Annotated in this window: 15 protein-coding genes; 7 read left to right on the forward strand and 8 right to left on the reverse strand. The window is 42.6% G+C overall.

Features of this window, described 5'->3' with window-relative positions; translation table 11 throughout:
- Positions 1 to 156 precede the first annotated feature (156 nt).
- The 3 genes from HYN59_RS06200 to HYN59_RS06210 all read right to left on the reverse strand — a co-directional run bounded on the left by HYN59_RS06200 (position 157) and on the right by HYN59_RS06210 (position 3,156).
- A complete protein-coding gene (locus HYN59_RS06200) occupies positions 157 to 813 on the reverse strand; it encodes a hypothetical protein (protein WP_108777443.1) in 657 nt (218 codons plus the stop codon).
- A gap of 120 nt (positions 814 to 933) precedes the next feature.
- A complete protein-coding gene (locus tag HYN59_RS06205) occupies positions 934 to 2,490 on the reverse strand; it encodes an Rne/Rng family ribonuclease (RefSeq protein ID WP_245895711.1) in 1,557 nt (518 codons plus the stop codon).
- 375 nt (positions 2,491 to 2,865) lie between these two features.
- Positions 2,866 to 3,156, reverse strand: a complete 291-nt coding sequence (locus HYN59_RS06210) for an HU family DNA-binding protein (protein ID WP_108777444.1) — start codon at positions 3,154 to 3,156, stop codon at positions 2,866 to 2,868.
- 132 nt (positions 3,157 to 3,288) lie between these two features.
- On the opposite strand from HYN59_RS06210, the gene mutY reads away from it, so the two are divergent.
- The 4 genes from mutY to gldD all read left to right on the forward strand — a co-directional run bounded on the left by mutY (position 3,289) and on the right by gldD (position 7,056).
- On the forward strand, positions 3,289 to 4,422 hold the full coding sequence (mutY, locus tag HYN59_RS06215; protein WP_108777445.1) for an A/G-specific adenine glycosylase: 1,134 nt from the start codon (positions 3,289 to 3,291) through the stop codon (positions 4,420 to 4,422).
- 314 nt (positions 4,423 to 4,736) lie between these two features.
- The gene (locus tag HYN59_RS06220; protein ID WP_108777446.1) at positions 4,737 to 5,180 is read left to right on the forward strand and encodes a single-stranded DNA-binding protein; all 444 of its coding nucleotides are present in this window, start codon (positions 4,737 to 4,739) and stop codon (positions 5,178 to 5,180) included.
- 23 nt (positions 5,181 to 5,203) lie between these two features.
- A complete protein-coding gene (gldE, locus tag HYN59_RS06225; protein WP_108777447.1) occupies positions 5,204 to 6,487 on the forward strand; it encodes a gliding motility-associated protein GldE in 1,284 nt (427 codons plus the stop codon).
- On the forward strand, positions 6,484 to 7,056 hold the full coding sequence (gene gldD / locus HYN59_RS06230; RefSeq protein ID WP_108777448.1) for a gliding motility lipoprotein GldD: 573 nt from the start codon (positions 6,484 to 6,486) through the stop codon (positions 7,054 to 7,056). Before gldE ends, gldD begins: the two co-directional genes overlap by 4 nt.
- 173 nt (positions 7,057 to 7,229) lie before the next feature.
- Here gldD and HYN59_RS06235 read toward each other — a convergent pair whose 3' ends face one another.
- The 4 genes from HYN59_RS06235 to HYN59_RS06250 form a co-directional block, all read right to left on the reverse strand.
- Positions 7,230 to 7,784: a heavy-metal-associated domain-containing protein gene (locus HYN59_RS06235; RefSeq protein WP_108777449.1), complete on the reverse strand. Its 555-nt coding sequence runs from the start codon at positions 7,782 to 7,784 to the stop codon at positions 7,230 to 7,232.
- A 243-nt stretch (positions 7,785 to 8,027) separates the two neighbouring features.
- Positions 8,028 to 8,405 carry a hypothetical protein gene (locus tag HYN59_RS06240; protein ID WP_108777450.1) on the reverse strand — a complete coding sequence of 126 codons (378 nt, stop codon included), beginning with the start codon at positions 8,403 to 8,405 and terminating at the stop codon, positions 8,028 to 8,030.
- A gap of 80 nt (positions 8,406 to 8,485) precedes the next feature.
- On the reverse strand, positions 8,486 to 10,537 hold the full coding sequence (locus tag HYN59_RS06245; protein WP_108777451.1) for a M16 family metallopeptidase: 2,052 nt from the start codon (positions 10,535 to 10,537) through the stop codon (positions 8,486 to 8,488).
- Between the two features lie 16 nt (positions 10,538 to 10,553).
- On the reverse strand, positions 10,554 to 11,879 hold the full coding sequence (locus tag HYN59_RS06250; RefSeq protein WP_108777452.1) for a M16 family metallopeptidase: 1,326 nt from the start codon (positions 11,877 to 11,879) through the stop codon (positions 10,554 to 10,556).
- Positions 11,880 to 12,014: 135 nt separating this feature from the next.
- Here HYN59_RS06250 and HYN59_RS18020 point away from each other — a divergent pair, with 135 nt between their 5' ends.
- From HYN59_RS18020 to rpmA, 3 genes are all read left to right on the forward strand, one after another.
- On the forward strand, positions 12,015 to 12,167 hold the full coding sequence (locus HYN59_RS18020; protein ID WP_181369518.1) for a hypothetical protein: 153 nt from the start codon (positions 12,015 to 12,017) through the stop codon (positions 12,165 to 12,167).
- 127 nt (positions 12,168 to 12,294) lie between these two features.
- A complete protein-coding gene (gene rplU / locus HYN59_RS06255) occupies positions 12,295 to 12,669 on the forward strand; it encodes a 50S ribosomal protein L21 (protein ID WP_108777453.1) in 375 nt (124 codons plus the stop codon).
- Between the two features lie 25 nt (positions 12,670 to 12,694).
- On the forward strand, positions 12,695 to 12,955 hold the full coding sequence (gene rpmA, locus HYN59_RS06260; RefSeq protein ID WP_108777454.1) for a 50S ribosomal protein L27: 261 nt from the start codon (positions 12,695 to 12,697) through the stop codon (positions 12,953 to 12,955).
- A gap of 56 nt (positions 12,956 to 13,011) precedes the next feature.
- On the opposite strand, the gene HYN59_RS06265 is transcribed toward rpmA, so the two are convergent.
- Positions 13,012 to 13,473: a hypothetical protein gene (locus tag HYN59_RS06265; RefSeq protein WP_146185876.1), complete on the reverse strand. Its 462-nt coding sequence runs from the start codon at positions 13,471 to 13,473 to the stop codon at positions 13,012 to 13,014.
- Positions 13,474 to 13,518: the final 45 nt, after the last annotated feature.

Raw genomic sequence — 13,518 nt, forward strand, 5'->3', positions numbered from 1 at the left:
GTTGTATAAGCGGGTATGTTATGATGAAATTCGTTTTATTCGGAAGCATAAATGATTGCTAAACAACAGCTATACTTTACTTCTGTAAGAATTTATTGTTATTTTTTGAGGAAGTAACGTAAACTAAATGGTAGTGTTAATTTTACTATACTCGGTCTAAATTGTTTTGAAAGTGCTATTAATTGGTTGCTTCGGTTTGTGTTTAAATGAAGTCACCAATGAATTTAATTCTTCTTGAGATAAAGACTGATTCTTATCGAAGGCATACATAAGCATAATAAACTCTTCAAATTTCAATGTTACAATTCTCAATCGCCAAAATTCACTAACTAAGTTATTTATGAAATTACAATCAAATAAAATATCACTCGACTGACAATATTCATAAAACTCATGCTTTACTATTTTAGGTTCGTTAATAGGAGCACTCGTATAGTTTATGAAATATCGTATATCCATTTGTTCAAATTTATTTATACTTCTGAGGTGCAACAAAGTGTTACCTGTTAAAAGTTCCTTTGGATATAAAGCTAAGGCAACCCGAACATTATGGTCTTGTTCCACTTTTGTTAAAAGTACTTGGGGTTTAGGGAAGTTATTTCTTACCCGATCCTTATCTTTTTGTTTGAACTCTTTATGATTTGGAAAGTTATAGTGTGAAATGAAATTATCGAATTCATCTAAATTACAGATTTGCCACTCATTAAGAAATAGAACAGCATTTATATCTTGAAAAACAATACACTCTTTACGAATATCAACATTTTTAGATTGTCCAAATTTTTTATGAATAAGTAAATCAGTTAATCTCATTTCGTTATTATTGATGGCTTGAGGAACTAAAGATTAATTTGATTAAAGATATAAAATTCTACTCATTCAGCACTGATGCAAACAAAAAAACCGCCCCTACATCTGTAGAAGCGGTTCATGTTATTCTGCGATAGCATTTCCTTCGCTATCAAAAAAATGGTATTCTAAATACGTGTAAGCGTCACGTGGTATAACTTTTACCCATTTCCGGTGCTCTAAAAACCATTTGGAGCGTATGGATGGGAAGCCTTTTGTTAAATAGGCTGCCACAAAAGGGTGTGCATTAAGCACAATCTTTTTGTGGGTCTTCATAATTCTTTCAAGGTCGGCCGTAATCCGGTCAATCACCAGTATCGGCGCTTCTATTTCCCCGCCGGTAGCATTGGGGTTGTCTTCGCGCGTCTTGATGTTCACCTCGGGCCTTACCCGTTGACGAGTGATCTGGATAAGTCCAAACTTACTCGGAGGCAGGATCTTGTGTTTTGCTTTATCGTCGCTCATTTCGTCCCTTAGGAAGTCGAATAGCTTTTTGCGGTTATCAGGGTTAGACATGTCTATGAAGTCCACCACGATGATGCCGCCCATATCCCTGAGGCGCAGCTGGCGCGCAATCTCTGCGGCAGCAATCATGTTCACCTCCAGGGCGGTATCTTCCTGGCTAAGGGCCTTGTTAGAGCGGTTACCGCTGTTCACGTCGATAACGTGCAGGGCTTCCGTATGCTCAATGATAAGGTAGGCGCCTTTGCTCATGGATACCGTTTTACCGAATGAGGTCTTTATCTGCCTTTCGATATTGTATTTCTCGAAGAGCGGCAGGTCCCTGTTCTGGTAGTACTTTACGATATTCGCTTTTTGAGGGGCTATCTCCTGCAGATAGTCCTTCGTTTGGTAGAAGAGGTCCTCATCGTCCACATAAATTCCCGTAAACGTGTCGTTGAACACGTCGCGCAAAATGGAGGAAGCCTTGTTGACCTCTCCCAAAACCTTGCTCGGGTGGTGTGCGCTTGGGAGGCGTTTACACATTCCTGTCCATTTGTCCAGTAAATTCTGCAAATCGCGGTCCAGCTCTGCTACCTTTTTCCCTTCGGCTACCGTTCGCACGATAACGCCGAAACCTTTTGGCCTGATCGACTGTACAAGCCGTTTCAGGCGGTCCTTTTCTTCTTTGGATTCTATCTTTTGTGAGATGGAGATCCTGTCGGAGAACGGTACCAGTACCACATACCTGCCGGCCAGCGAAAGCTCAGAGCTTATCCTTGGGCCTTTGGTCGATATGGGTTCCTTGACTACCTGCACAAGCACGGATTGGTTGGCGCTCAGCACATCGGCTATGGCCCCGTCTTTGTTGATCTCTTTTTCGAAAGGGAAGTTCTTAAGGGAATAATCTTTTAATTTACCTGCGCTTACAAGTTTCATGAATTTCAGCAGGGAAGGGAGGTTAGGCCCGAGGTCGTGGTAATGCAGGAATGCATCCTTCTCGAAGCCTACGTTGACAAAGGCGGCGTTGAGGCCGGCAACTGGCTTCCGTATCTTGGCAATGAATATATCGCCTACAGAGAACTTGTCCTTGTCTTCCTTTTCCTTGTGTAATTCAATTAGTTTTCCATCTTTTAATAAGGCAAAATCTACTGCGTCAGAACCTGATCGAATAATAAGTTCTTTATTCACACTGTACATTTTTATCCATACCAGTTGTTGGTTGTCGGTTGTCGGTTGTCGGAAGCTTCCATCAACCATCAACTATCAACTATCAACCAAAGTACAGATGGATTAAACAAAATTTAAACAGGTATTTTGTGTACCCGGAATTCAGTTGTCAGTCGCAGTCGCAGTATTTAGCGCAGTGCAGCTAAATCTGAAATCTACAATCTAAAATCTGAAATCATTTTTCAATGAACGTTTTGAAAAAAGAAAAAGTAGTATTACACTACTTTTTCTTTTTGTGACGGTTAGCTCTCGCTCTTTTTTTACGTTTGTGAGTTGCTACCTTATGTCTTTTTCTTTTTTTACCACTTGGCATAGTGTCTAAGGGTTAGGGTGGTTAATAATTAATTACTTAGCTTCTGTGTTTGTTTTTACACCGTCAACAAATATTTTTGCAGGTTTGAATGCAGGGATATTGTGTGCAGGTATTTTGATAGTAGTATTCTTAGATATGTTCCTGCCTGTTTTTTCAGCACGCGTTTTGATAATGAAGCTTCCGAAACCCCTTAGGTAAACGTTGTCACCTGTTTCAAGAGAATTTTTCACTTCTTCCATAAAAGACTCAACTGTTGCCTGTACATCTCCTTTTTCCAGTCCTAGTTTTTCGGAGATTTTCGCTACGATGTCTGCTTTCGTCATTTTCTTTCTAATTTATTATTGTGTGTATTTTTTTAAGTGTGCAAATATAACAATTAAAAAAACAATAATTCAAGGTTAATCTATTAAAATTTAATAACATAAACTTTACTTTTGCCTGACTGCATAATTATGATGGAATTTTCTAAGTCTTTAATTCAATGGTATTTACAGAATAAGCGCGATTTGCCCTGGCGTAAAACTATTGCACCTTACCGGATATGGCTCTCCGAGATCATGCTCCAGCAAACGCGCGTAGCGCAGGGTTTGCCGTATTTTTTGAAGTTTACCGAAGCGTTTCCGACCGTGCAGGATATGGCCGCCGCGCCCGAAGAGCAGGTGCTCAAGCTATGGCAGGGACTGGGCTACTACTCCCGCGCCCGCAACCTGCATGCCACGGCCAAACAGGTAGCTTTTGAGATGGATGGGAAGTTTCCCGATAGCTACAAGGGGCTCCTTACATTAAAAGGTGTGGGCGATTATACCGCCGCTGCCATTGCCTCCATTGCCTATGGTGAACCCGTGCCTGTGGTAGACGGAAATGTGTACCGTGTACTGGCGCGGTATTTCGGTATTGAAACCGATATCTCCTCATCCGGCGCTAAAAAGCAGTTTACGGAGGTTGCTGCGTCCCTGCTGCCTAAAGATGATGCTGCCACATTCAACCAGGCGATGATGGAATTCGGTGCGCTGCAATGCGTGCCAAAAAACCCAGACTGCGGCGTATGTATTTTTAATAAAGATTGTGTTGCCTTTAATACCGGCCGTGTGAACCAGCTTCCGGTAAAGCTAAAGAAGACAAAGGTGACCGACAGGTTTTTTAATTACCTTATTGTTAAGGACGCTGCCGGGAATACGGCCGTAAATAAACGGACAGCCAAAGGTATCTGGCATAATTTATATGAATTTCCGCTGATCGAGACGGAAGGGGAGCTTTCTGTTGAAGAGATGAAACAAATGATCATAGCATACTTTAAACCACCCCGCCATAGCGGGACAGGCTCTCCAGAGGAGGGGAAGGCCACTCAGCCGGATACTGGTTTTGTTCCTGCAGATATAACACTCCTTAATCGTGAGCGCATACTGCACAAGCTGTCGCATCAGCATCTCAGCATCCGGTTCTGGGAGATAGAGGCAGATGTTGCACTGCCTGACGCAATCAGTAGAGAAGAAGCCATGAAATATCCATTCCCGATAGTGATCTATAATTTCATGGAACGCTACTGGGCATTAAATGCAAACGACCTGTTTTCTGCTAACCGGAATTAAGTAACTGTCTAAAATTTTATAAAATCAATTTTAACCACATAGATACATAGGATTTATAGGGATTTATAGGGATTTTTTGAGTGAAGGTGACATATTCGCACATAGTAAAGCGAAGCTTCATGCTCTGTGTTACTTTTGAGAGCCTTAAAACTACCTTTTAAAGCTATGTATCTATGTGGTTAAAATTCTTCTTTTTAAAGTTAGACAGTTACTAATTTTAAGTTTCATTCTTTATACCATGCGTGAAAATTTTGCCCAATGCAATTAATAAGTCAGGTTTATATAGTATATTTGAGTGAATAAACACCAAAGCCATGAACGGTACACTGAATAAAGTCCTGCTTATAGGGCATTTGGGCGACGATGTAAAGATACACTACTTCGAAGGGGGCAACTGCATTGGGCGCTTCCCGCTGGCTACCAACGAAGTTTACATCAACAAGCAGACGAACGAGAAGATTACTTCGACGGAATGGCATAACCTTGTGGTACGCAACAAGGCTGCCGAGATATGCGAAAAATACCTTAGCAAAGGCGATAAGATTTATGTGGAAGGCCGCATCAAATCACGCCAGTGGCAGGCTGAGGACGGTACAACAAAATATACCACTGAGATACAGGTGACGGAATTTACCTTCCTGAACACCAAGAAAGAACTGGACCACAACAGGCAGCATTTTTCGGCAGTGGCCGAGCCTGCAAAACCGAATTATGATATACAGAACGTGCCGGCGCCGGATACCGACCTGCCGTTTTGACCGTTTAACCAATACCCAGAATTTTGGACCCCGACCCCTCGAGTTTCACAACGATAGATTATAACCTTGTCATAGGATTTACAGGGATTGCTATCCTGCTGCTGTGTTCTGCATTTATCTCGGGTACCGAGGTAGCCCTGTTCTCGCTTACCCCGCAGGATATTGAAAAAATAAACCAGAAAAGCCCCGGGAAAGGCAGTATGATCGCTTCGCTGCTCGAAAAGCCCAAGAAGCTGCTGGCCACTATTACAATTACCAATACATTCATCAACATTGCCATCGTTATCCTGTTCTTCAGGCTAAATGCGTTCTCGGCAATACACATCCCATGGCTGCGCTTTACAGCAGAGGTATCGCTAATCACGCTGCTTATCCTGCTTTTTGGCGAGGTGCTTCCTAAGATATATGCCGTGCGCAATAACAAGCGCTTTTCGAAAAAAGCCGCCCTTCCGCTCGTGGCATTAAGCAGGGTGCTTTCGCCTTTAAGCGTCCCAATGCGGGAAGTCACCGTCAGGCTGCAGAAACGCTTTGGCGAACAGAAAGCCGGGCTCTCGGTAGACAGGCTTTCGCAGGCGCTCGAGCTTACCGACTATGGCGATGCTACCATAGAAGAACAAAAGATACTCGAAGGCATCGTGACCTTTGGCAATACCGAAGTAACGCAGGTCATGACACCGCGCATCGACCTTTTTGCACTGGATATAGGAGCTTCTTTTGGTGAAATACTTCCAAAAATAATAGATATGGGCTTTTCCCGCATTCCGGTATTTAAAGACAATATTGACAGTATAGAGGGCGTTCTGTTTACTAAAGACCTGCTGCCGCATATAGACAACGAAGGTTTTGAATGGCAGTCCATCATCCGGGAGCCGTTCTTTGTGCCCGAAAACAAAAAGCTGGACAACCTGCTCAAGGAATTCCAGGGCATGAAAAACCACCTGGCCATCGTGGTCGACGAGTACGGTGGCACATCGGGTGTTATATCGCTGGAAGATATCCTGGAAGAGATCGTAGGGGACATCAGCGATGAGTTTGACGATGAGGACATCATTTACTCAAAAATAGACGACCGGAATTACCTCTTCGACGGAAAGATAAACCTGAAGGATTTTTACAGGATAACCGATATTGAGGAAGACGATTTTGAAGCTGCCAAAGGAGAAGCCGAAACGCTTGCCGGGTTCCTGTTGGAGCGATGGGGGAATTTTCCGAAAAAAGGGCAGAAAATTACCTTTAAGGGTAATATCTTTACCGTCGAATCGGTAGACAGGAGAAGGATAAAACAAATCAAGGTTACGCTTAAATGAAAAGTATAAAAAAAGTTATCGCTGCCGGAATGCTGTCCGCGATCGCAGTTTTAGCCATAAGCTGTAAAGAAGACACTGTGCCAAAGCCCCAGGCTTACCTGAGGCTGGAATACCCTATGGGCAAATACATCCCTTATGATGGGGACTGCCCGTACACCTTCGGCTACAATTCGCTGGCGCGTATCAAGGACAAGGGAAATTGCAACCTGACCATCGAATACCCTAAAATGAAGGCGACTTTATACCTTACTTATAAAACGGTAGAAGGCAACAACCTTGAGGCACTTTTACGCGATGCCCAGAAGCTGACCTATGAGCACGTGATAAAAGCCGATGCTATACAGGAACAGCCTTACCTGAACCCTGAAAAGAAAGTCTACGGGATGTTTTACCAGGTAGGAGGGGATGCTGCTACCAATGCCCAGTTCTATGTAACCGACAGCACGCGCCATTTTCTTACCGGCTCCATGTATTTTTATGCCAAACCAAACTTCGATTCCATAATGCCGGCTGCAAGCTACATCAAGGACGATATGCGCAATATCATGGAAACCCTAAAGTGGAAGTAGATATTTTACCGCAAACTTGTCCTGTGACAAAAAAGTGCGTCAACTTAATAAATAATGGTGCGTTCATGTCAATTTATTGATGTTAGCTATAAAATCAATAGGATTCAGGTAATCCGTTGCAAAAAAAAAGCACCTGCTTTCACAGATGCTTTCAAAATTGTATAAGCCTTATATTACATGCTTCCGGCTTTATCATGCCCGCAAGAAGCTTTTCCGCCACCTGAGCAGCATCCGCCTTTTTTCTCGCCACAGCCCTCTTTAGCTGTTTTGCCTTTGGCTTTTTTATCCTTCTTAGTGTCTTTCTTTTTCTCTTTTTCCTGCTGTACAGAGTAGAAAGCCTTATCACCCGAAGACTTCACATCAGATACTTTATAAGCGCCATCCGCGATTTTCTCAACAGTTTCAACAAGCTTTTCAGGGGTTTGCTTTGCAGCATCGAACGATACGGTAGCCGTTTTCTTTTCGAAATCTACTTTTGCATTCTCAACACCGTCAAGGCCGGCCAGTTTCTTCTCAATAGTTTTGGCACATCCTTCAGGGCATGTCATGCCGTCTATCTTAAAGCTGGTAGTCTCAAGATTGGCGGCCGTTTCTTTGCTCATGGTGCTGTCAGCAGCCGTGCTGTCTTTTTCAGTGCCTTCAACGTTGCCGTCTTTAGAAGCGTCCTTGCAGCTTACGAACAGTACAGCCGATAATGCGATAAGGGATAATGTCTTTGCGAATTTCATGGTATATCTCTTTATTTGGGTTAATAAATTCTTTTAAAACAGGTTACAAATTTATACAAAACGGTTTGTAATCATGGATAGTATAATGATTTATTTTTTTGTCACTAATTATTTATGATTATTCATTATAGCTTATTGTGTATGGTTCGCCAAGCAATAGTGCATGGTTTATAACATCCATAAAACTTTTTGAAAAATAGGTGTAATTATAGAGCTCGGTAAAGATTTTGTTTTCCGCGCTGATCAGGCCAAATCTTTTGACAAATGCAGGGCCCTGATCAATTTTCGCTTGTAAATTTTCCCACCTCCCAAAATCAGGATCATATCATCAACTGTTTCTGATTCTAAAGACGGGATTAACTGATCGATAATAAACTTTATCACTTCGGAGAGAGCAACAGTATTCCAATAAGGAGTATTACTTTCGTCATATTCCAAACCTTCCATAGGAATATTTTTTTCATGTCGGTATATATATTCTGTCTCTCCTGCAAAATAGAATTTTTCTCCAAGTATTGGATTTAGCCTCATTGCGTAATGTACGAGTATGAAAAATTCTTCCCTGCTAAAATAAGCCCCATATGGACCAGATTCATAATCTATCATAAATTTTCTTGCCATAATTTTTGCTTTTCATCAAAGTTAAAACAAAAAGGCTCCCGCAATGCAGGAGCCTTCTCTATCAAAAACAATTATTATTCTTATTGGAAGTCAGCAGCTGTTACGCCTTCGTTGATTTTTGCCTCAGTTACTGTAAGGTTAAGCTCAATGCCGATATTCATATTGATCTTGTGCGGAAGTTTAACTCCTTTAACTTCTTTGTAATCATCATAATAAGTGAACATTGGGACTTTTTGTCCATCAGGACCTTCCTGCTCATGGGATTCAGCTATCTTTAACCCTGTAGCTACGTCATAATAGTAAGCGTCTGTACCTTTTTTAACTACGTACGCATCTTTACCATTAATAGCCTCTATAGAAGTAAGGCTTACTCCCGGAGCAGTTGCCATCGTAAGTTCCTCAAATGGTACCGCAGTTTCTTTCGATTCTTTAAAATCAGCTGGCTCCATTGGCATTTTTTGACCCTGCTGCACAGAGTAGCCGCTAGTTTCGCCAACTACCTGTTTGAACATTGAGCCCATACCTGCAACGCTGATCTCTACCGCCTGTTTCTTATCAGAAGATACTTTGCTCGTAAATACAACCGACATGCCTTGTGCAGATGCGGTAGATTTTGTCATAACTGTTTTAACAGCTTTAAGCGCTTTCTCGCCGCCTACTGCTTTTATGTAGTTATCAAGAACTGTCTTAGCAGTAACACCAGCAGGTACCGGCTTATTTACAGTTGGTTTTTCTGTCGGCTTACCGAATTTGTCGAAGTAGAAGATCGGCATGCCGCTCTTCTCAAGGCCCGGCAATACGTCGGCCGCTTTACCTACAACTACTACCCTCGCATTGTCTGCAAGGAAATATTTTTTAGCTGCGTTCCTGATGTCTTCAGCAGTTACAGCGTTGATATTCTTGATGTAGTTTTCAAAGAAATCGGCAGGAAGCCCCTGGGTCTGCGTAAGCAATGCATAACGCGCAATAGTGCCCGGTTTTTCCATGTTCATTACGAAGCTTCCGATATATTTTGCTTTGGCATTCTTAAGGTCTTCCTCGCTAACAAGGTCGTTCCTCATTTTTTTAAGCTCGTTGAATATCTCTACAACAGCACTGTCGGTAACGGTGTTCCTTACAGAAGTTGAAGAAGAGAAATCGCCTACATATTTGTCGCCGCCAATAGAAGAATACGCGCCGTATGTCCAGCCGTGCGCCTCACGAAGGTTAAGGAAAAGCCTTCCTTCACCGCCGCCGCCAAGGATCTGGTTGGCAAGAAGCGTTGCAAAGTATTCTTTGTCGGTCATTTTAAGGTGGCTCACATTGATTACCGATATCTCAGATTGTACTGCGTTCGGCATATCAACAAAGTTGATTTGTGAGAACTGTACATCTTTAGGGTCGCTGTAGCTCTCTGTAGGGGCAGTACCTCCGGCCCATCCTCCGAAAAGCTTCTCAACCTGTTTTTTAACGTCTTTTAGTTTTACGTCACCTGTTACAACAAGATAAGCCTTGCCCGGTACGAAATAAGTAGCATAGTTATTCTTAACATCGGCAAGCGTTACATTGTTAAGGGTCTCTTCGCTAAGGTATTCGCCGTTAGGGTGGTTTTTGCCGTATACAAGAACATTGTTTACCCTTGCTGCTACAGAAGGTACACTTTTCTCATCAGCTTTCAGCCCTTCAAGGATCTGTGCTTTCTGTTTGTCGAATTCTTCCTGTGTGAAAACCGGGTTAAGGGCGCCATCGGCCATTAGTTCCAGTATCCTTGAAGAATATTTTGACAATCCGCTTCCGTAAGCCGATTGCGAGCCGAAGCCGATATTGGCTCCTAAAAAGTCAACCTCTTCGTTAAAAGCGTCTTTCGACATTTTTTTGGTGCCGCTTCCCATAAGGGCTGCAGTCATATCGCTAACGCCTTTTTTAGCGCCTTCGGCATAAGGGGCGTTGTCCATAGTAAGGCTGTATGACACGCGTGGCAGCTTGTGGTTTTCAACAACCAGTACTTTAAGCCCGTTCTTTAGGGTGAATGTTTCAGGCTTGCCAACGTTTATAGTAGGCGAAGGCCCCGGCTTTGGCATTGGTATTACTTGTGCCTGCGTAGCGGAAATAGATAAGAACACGCCGGCTAATAGATATATTACTTTTTTCATGATGTTGTTTCTGTGCTTAGTTTTGTGCTTTGTCTTTAGCTCCTACATAATCAAGTGTCATCCTTTGGTTCGGGTTAAGGTATTTCTTAGCCGCGTCCATGATGTCCTGCCTTGTAATCTTACGGTAGATGTCGATCTCGGTATTGATAAGGTTTACATCGCCATAAAGAAGGTAGTAAGAAGCAAGGTTTTCAGCAATGCCCTCTACGTTGGAGTTGTTGCTCACATAACGGCTTTCGAACTGGTTCTGAAGTTTGGTAAACTCCCTTTCAGAGATAAGCTCTGTCTGCAGCTTCACGATCTCGGCATCCGCTTCCTTCATGATATCTTCGGCAGTAAAGCCCGGCATTGGTATGCCGTACACTATGTAAAGGCCTGCATCTTCCTGTGTGTAGTTAAATGCACCTATCTGCATTGCCATTTTCTTTTCGTCAACGATTTTCTTGTACATCCTTGAGCTCTTTCCGTCGCTAAGGATAGAAGAGATCATGTCAAGAACCCTGGCATCTTTTGTTTTCATTGATGGTGTCCTGTAAGCGGTCACTACCATCGGAAGCTGTACGTTAGGATCTTCGTAACGTGCTTTGAAAGCTTGTGTTATCGGCTGCTCCGTAAATGTCTGGCGTGTAATAGGCGTACCTTTTGGAACTACAGAGAAATACTGGTTGATCCATTTTTTAGCCTGTGCAGGGTCAAAATCACCTGCTACTACAAGAACGGCATTGTTAGGGATATAGAATTTTTTGTTGAAAGCCTGGAATTCCTGAAGCGTAGCGGCATCAAGGTGCTCCATAGAGCCGATGGTTGCCCAACGGTAAGGGTGTACCTTAAACATATTCTTTTTTACTTCGGCAATAAGGTTTCCGTAAGGCTGGTTGTCTATACGAAGCCTTTTTTCTTCTTTTACAACTTCGTTCTGCGTGTCAACACCTATCTGGTTGATTACCGGGTGAAGCATCCTTTCGGCTTCCATCCAGATACCAAGCTCAAGGTTGTTCGAAGGGAACACCTCATAATAATAGGTCCTGTCGTCAGAAGTGTTGGCATTGTTGTTACCGCCATTGGCTGTAACTATCTTAAACCACTCACCGCGCTTGATGTTCTCCGTGCCTTCAAAAAGCAAGTGCTCAAAAAAGTGTGCAAAACCTGTCCTCTCCGGGTTCTCATCCTTAGAGCCTACGTGATACATTACAGAAGTAATGATTACCGGCGCCGATTTATCCTGGTGAAGGATAACATGCAGCCCGTTGTCCAAATTGTATTCTTCGAATGCCACTTTCTGGGCAGAAGCTGTTCCGCCAAGCATAAGGAGGGAACCCAAAGCGATTAACGATCTTTTCATAAAATTTAATAATTATTTTGATTTAGGTATTGGTGTGCAATTTCGGGATTTTGTTACAATAAAATTATATTTTTTTTAGGAAATGATTTTCAGGGGGCGCTTATATTGAGGAAACAGCATTTAAACAGATACTATATGCCCTTTATTTTTGAATTTCACGCAAAGTCGCAAAGACTCATGCCGGAAACAGTATGGAATAAGGCACCGAGGTATTACAATGAATACCGCGGTGCTCCTGGCTTTGCGTCTTTGCGCCTTTCCGTGACCATTAGCCCTGTTGGCGCATAAAGCATCGCGGATCTTTGCGTGAAATTATCTGGCAGTGAATTTTTTAGAAAATTTATTTACGCGGGTTGGCTGATAAATAATAAGTTGTATATTTGCACACTTAAAAAATTAATTAAACCATATTGTTATGTACGCAATCGTAGAGATAGCAGGGCAGCAATTTAAAGTTAGCAAAGACCAAAAGGTATTTGTTCACCGTCTTGAAGGCAAAGAGGGCGACGCGGTTACATTCGCGAAAGTTCTTATGCTTGATGACAACGGAGCAATCACCCTTGGCGCCCCGGCTATAGAAGGTGCTTCAGTAGAAGCCAAAGTGCTGCAGCACTTAAAAGGAGACAAAGTAATCGTTTTCAAAAAGAAAAGGAGAAAAGGCTTCAAAAAGAAAAACGGACACCGTCAGGCTTTAACGCAGATCCAGATCTCTGGCATCATCGGAGCAGGCGCAGCGCCAAAGAAAAAAGCTGCTGCTAAAAAAGCGGACGCAACTGAAACTGCAGAATAATATTAACAATTAAAAACAAAACATCATGGCTCACAAGAAAGGTGTCGGTAGTTCCAAGAACGGTAGGGAATCGGAGTCGAAACGTTTAGGCGTTAAGATATATGGCGGCCAGGCTGCTATTGCCGGAAACATCATCGTAAGGCAACGTGGTTCTAAGCACAACCCGGGCGAGAACGTGTACATGGGCAAAGACCATACACTACACGCTAAAGTTGACGGAGTTGTTAAGTTCCAGAAGAAAGGTGACAACAAGTCATTCGTTTCTATAGTTCCATTCGAAGCTTAAGAAATACGCTTATACAATATAAAAACCCACTCAGCCGAGTGGGTTTTTTGCATAATCTATTTCCGGATTGCCTCCTGTAGTATTCCCTGCCATTTTTTTAATAAAATCCATTCGTCATTTATTTGCATGGATACTTCAGGATTGTAAAATTCAAGCGCTATATCGAACTCTTTTCCTCCGGCATGCACCATTAGCAGCTCCAGTTTTTCGGAAGCCACAGGGTCCGGATCCCCATTACTATAGGCATCATTAATAGCTGCAAGGTGTACTTTTTGCAACGAATTCGCGCCATCGGTATTTTTTACGAAGAAAACACATTTCGCATTTTCATCGATCCCGATAGCCGTGTTTTGCCACAGGTCGTGTTGTGTGATCTTGCAGGAATACGATTCCGCCAGGCCTGTTAACGCTTTTAAAAGCTGTTGTTGTTTTTTCTTTTTTTTATTGTGTGCCAGTACTAACGGCACAAGGCAGATTGCCAGTAAGGCAACTCCTATGATAGTTGTCGATAAATCCATTTTTTTGTTTTTTATAAATAATAATGATCCGGGCACTGCCAAATT

Source organism: Flavobacterium album, from assembly GCF_003096035.1.
Classification (GTDB): Bacteria; Bacteroidota; Bacteroidia; order Flavobacteriales; family Flavobacteriaceae; genus Flavobacterium; species Flavobacterium album.

Bases quoted from the DNA above. Each gene is read 5' to 3' on its own strand.
- HYN59_RS06220 (WP_108777446.1), top strand. From the start codon at position 4,737: ATGAACGGTACACTGAATAAAGTCCTGCTTATAGGGCATTTGGGCGAC.
- HYN59_RS06265 (WP_146185876.1), bottom strand. From the start codon at position 13,473: ATGGATTTATCGACAACTATCATAGGAGTTGCCTTACTGGCAATCTGC.
- rpmA (WP_108777454.1), top strand. From the start codon at position 12,695: ATGGCTCACAAGAAAGGTGTCGGTAGTTCCAAGAACGGTAGGGAATCG.
- HYN59_RS06245 (WP_108777451.1), bottom strand. From the start codon at position 10,537: ATGAAAAAAGTAATATATCTATTAGCCGGCGTGTTCTTATCTATTTCC.
- HYN59_RS06200 (WP_108777443.1), bottom strand. From the start codon at position 813: ATGAGATTAACTGATTTACTTATTCATAAAAAATTTGGACAATCTAAA.
- HYN59_RS06235 (WP_108777449.1), bottom strand. From the start codon at position 7,784: ATGAAATTCGCAAAGACATTATCCCTTATCGCATTATCGGCTGTACTG.
- HYN59_RS18020 (WP_181369518.1), top strand. From the start codon at position 12,015: ATGCCCTTTATTTTTGAATTTCACGCAAAGTCGCAAAGACTCATGCCG.
- HYN59_RS06205 (WP_245895711.1), bottom strand. From the start codon at position 2,490: ATGTACAGTGTGAATAAAGAACTTATTATTCGATCAGGTTCTGACGCA.
- rplU (WP_108777453.1), top strand. From the start codon at position 12,295: ATGTACGCAATCGTAGAGATAGCAGGGCAGCAATTTAAAGTTAGCAAA.
- mutY (WP_108777445.1), top strand. From the start codon at position 3,289: ATGGAATTTTCTAAGTCTTTAATTCAATGGTATTTACAGAATAAGCGC.
- HYN59_RS06210 (WP_108777444.1), bottom strand. From the start codon at position 3,156: ATGACGAAAGCAGACATCGTAGCGAAAATCTCCGAAAAACTAGGACTG.
- HYN59_RS06250 (WP_108777452.1), bottom strand. From the start codon at position 11,879: ATGAAAAGATCGTTAATCGCTTTGGGTTCCCTCCTTATGCTTGGCGGA.
- HYN59_RS06240 (WP_108777450.1), bottom strand. From the start codon at position 8,405: ATGGCAAGAAAATTTATGATAGATTATGAATCTGGTCCATATGGGGCT.
- gldD (WP_108777448.1), top strand. From the start codon at position 6,484: ATGAAAAGTATAAAAAAAGTTATCGCTGCCGGAATGCTGTCCGCGATC.